Origin of the sequence: Acidaminococcus sp., assembly GCF_050873445.1 — a bacterium.
Classification (GTDB): domain Bacteria; phylum Bacillota; class Negativicutes; order Acidaminococcales; family Acidaminococcaceae; genus Acidaminococcus.
In genome coordinates this window covers 1-2,578 of record NZ_JBNMIU010000095.1, presented here as the reverse complement: position 1 = coordinate 2,578, position 2,578 = coordinate 1, and the positions used below count along the sequence as shown (strand labels likewise).

At 54.6% G+C, this 2,578-nt stretch carries 3 protein-coding genes; all 3 read left to right on the top strand.

What is annotated here, in order from left to right:
• The first annotated feature begins 98 nt into the window (after positions 1-98).
• The 3 genes from ACR0QW_RS10900 to ACR0QW_RS10890 all read left to right on the top strand — a co-directional run bounded on the left by ACR0QW_RS10900 (position 99) and on the right by ACR0QW_RS10890 (position 2,398).
• On the top strand, positions 99-1,469 hold the full coding sequence (locus ACR0QW_RS10900) for a DEAD/DEAH box helicase (protein ID WP_127007638.1): 1,371 nt from the start codon (positions 99-101) through the stop codon (positions 1,467-1,469).
• Positions 1,466-1,915, top strand: coding sequence for a hypothetical protein (locus ACR0QW_RS10895; protein ID WP_127007636.1), 450 nt, complete (start codon positions 1,466-1,468; stop codon positions 1,913-1,915). The genes ACR0QW_RS10900 and ACR0QW_RS10895 overlap by 4 nt, the downstream gene beginning before the upstream one ends.
• Before the next feature lie 123 nt (positions 1,916-2,038).
• A complete protein-coding gene (locus ACR0QW_RS10890; RefSeq protein ID WP_127007634.1) occupies positions 2,039-2,398 on the top strand; it encodes an HNH endonuclease in 360 nt (119 codons plus the stop codon).
• Positions 2,399-2,578: the final 180 nt, after the last annotated feature.

Here is a 2,578-nt window from a genome sequence, read left to right as displayed (position 1 = left end):
CTGGGCTATCAGGTATTCGTCCTGGATGCCATGGATGATATTCCCGCAGTCCTGAAGGCTATCGCCCACATGCCTGATGGGAAAGGGGGCGGAGGTGCATGAAGTTCATGCCGCATGATTATCAGAAATACGCCATCGAATACATCAAGTCCCATCCCATTACAGCCCTGTTCCTAGACATGGGCCTTGGCAAGACGGTGACAACGCTGACAGCCATCCGTGACCTCATGTATGATGCCTTTGAAGTTAAGCGGGTGCTGGTGGTAGCTCCGCTGCGGGTGGCGAGAGACACCTGGCCGGATGAACTCAGGAAGTGGAATCACCTGAAAGAGCTGACCTGCAGTGTGGTCGTGGGAACCGTGGCAGAACGGCGGCGGGCTTTGCAGCAGGATGCGGATATCTATATCGTGAACCGCGAGAACCTGGCCTGGCTCTATGAGAACAGCCGCCTGGATTTCGATATGGTCGTCCTGGACGAGCTGTCGAGTTTCAAGAACCACCAGTCGAAGCGGTTCCGGGCCATGAAGGCCATGCGGCCGAAGGTGAAACGCATCGTAGGGCTGACGGGGACACCAACCGGGAACGGCTTGATGGATCTCTGGGCCGAGTTCCGTATCCTGGATATGGGGGAGCGGCTGGGAAGATATATCAGCCAGTACCGTAACTTATACTTCAAGCCGGATAAGCGCAACGGCATGGTGGTGTATTCCTACAAGCCCCTGCCGGGAGCGGAAGAAGCCATCTATCACCAGATTTCCGACATCACCATGTCCATGAAGGCAACAGATTATCTGGAGATGCCGGAACTGGTGAGCGTAGCGAAAGAGGTCCGCTTGAGTGAAACGGAAAAGAAACGGTACGATGAGCTGAAGAAGTCCCTGGTACTGGAGCTTCCAGGCGGCGAGGTCACCTCTGCTAATGCTGCATCGCTTACCCTGAAGCTTTCGCAGATGGCGAACGGCGCCATTTACACAGATGACAAGAACGTCGTGAATATCCATGACCGTAAACTGGAGGCCCTGGAAGACCTAGTAGAAAGTGCCAACGGGAAGTCTGTCCTGGTGGCGTACTGGTTCAAGCACGATAAGGACCGCATCCGGGAGCGGATGGAAGCCAGGGAACTGAAGGAGCCGCAGGATTTCGCCGACTGGAACGCAGGAAAGATTCCTGTGGCCCTCATCCATCCAGCTTCTGCCGGACACGGCCTGAACCTGCAGAAGGGTGGTTCCATCCTGATCTGGTTCGGCCTGACTTGGAGCCTGGAGCTGTACCAGCAGACCAACGCCCGGCTCTGGCGGCAGGGGCAGGCGGACAAGACGGTCATCATACAGCACATCGTAGCCAAGGACACGATTGATGAACGCATCCTGAACGTCTTGAAACACAAAGACGGAACCCAGGCGGCTTTGATTGATGCCGTAAAGGCTGACCTGGGCATGACGGAAACAGGAAATGGGGGTATACTATGAAGCAGGAAACAGAAGGAGAAGAAAAGCGTATGGAAGCCAAGGCGTACCTGGAACAGGCACGGAACATCAACATACAGATAGACAGCAAGCTGGAGCAGGTATCGTCTTTGCGGCAGCTGGCCATCAAGGCGTCATCGACACTCAGCCCGGTGCCGCCGAGCGGGACGCCTAACCCGCACCGACTGGAAGAAACCATTGCCCGCATGATGGATATGGAGCATGAAGTGGATGAAGCCATCGACGGCCTGATCGAACTCAAGGCAGATATCATGAAAGCCATCAGCCGGATTCCGGATGCCCGGGAACGGGTCATCCTGGAACTCCGCTACTTGGCCTTTAAAGACTGGGCATCCATTGCCGATGCCCTCGGACTTCATGTCCGCCAGGTGTACCGCCTGCATGACGAAGCCCTGAAACACATCGAGATTCCTGGCGAATGTCACTGAATGTCACTAAAGCAGCACTTGATGTCACAGGCTTCTGTAAGATATACTATAATCAGCAAGAAAAGAATGAAGGACCGAGGTTTGAACGCTATCGGTCCTTTTTTGATGCCGGAGATGATGTAAATGCCCAGAAGACCGAATACGCCTTGCAAATATCCGGGCTGCCCCAGGCTGGTGCCGTATGGAAGAAAATATTGTGAGGAACATGAACGGCAGTGCCAGGGCGACCGGGCCAGTGCAGAGACACGTGGTTACGGATGGGAGTGGCAGAAGGCTAGAAAGTTTTTCCTGAAACGCCATCCCTGGTGCATTCGCTGCAAAGCAAAAGGCCGTCTCGTCCCGGCAACGGTCGTTGACCATATCAAACCGCATCGCGGTGATGAGAAACTGTTCTGGGACGAAACGAACTGGCAGCCCCTTTGCAAGAGCTGTCATGACCATAAGACGATGACCGAAGACCGGAACATCGAGTACAAGTACTGAATCCGTCCGTAGGGCGGGGGGATGCAAATCTCTGTGACCCTTCCGTCCATGACCGCCGCCCCCTCAAACGTGAAAAAACGCGAAATTCATAAGGGGGGATACCCGGCATCTAAAATCGAATCATCTGCTCCAGGCTATTTGGCCCGGAGCTTTTTTGTTGTGTGAAAGGAGCCTGTCATG

What these genes read in the sequence shown, in the direction of transcription:
- ACR0QW_RS10900 (WP_127007638.1), top strand. Translation starts at nt 99, where the DNA reads ATGAAGTTCATGCCGCATGATTATCAGAAATACGCCATCGAATACATC.
- ACR0QW_RS10895 (WP_127007636.1), top strand. Translation starts at nt 1,466, where the DNA reads ATGAAGCAGGAAACAGAAGGAGAAGAAAAGCGTATGGAAGCCAAGGCG.
- ACR0QW_RS10890 (WP_127007634.1), top strand. Translation starts at nt 2,039, where the DNA reads ATGCCCAGAAGACCGAATACGCCTTGCAAATATCCGGGCTGCCCCAGG.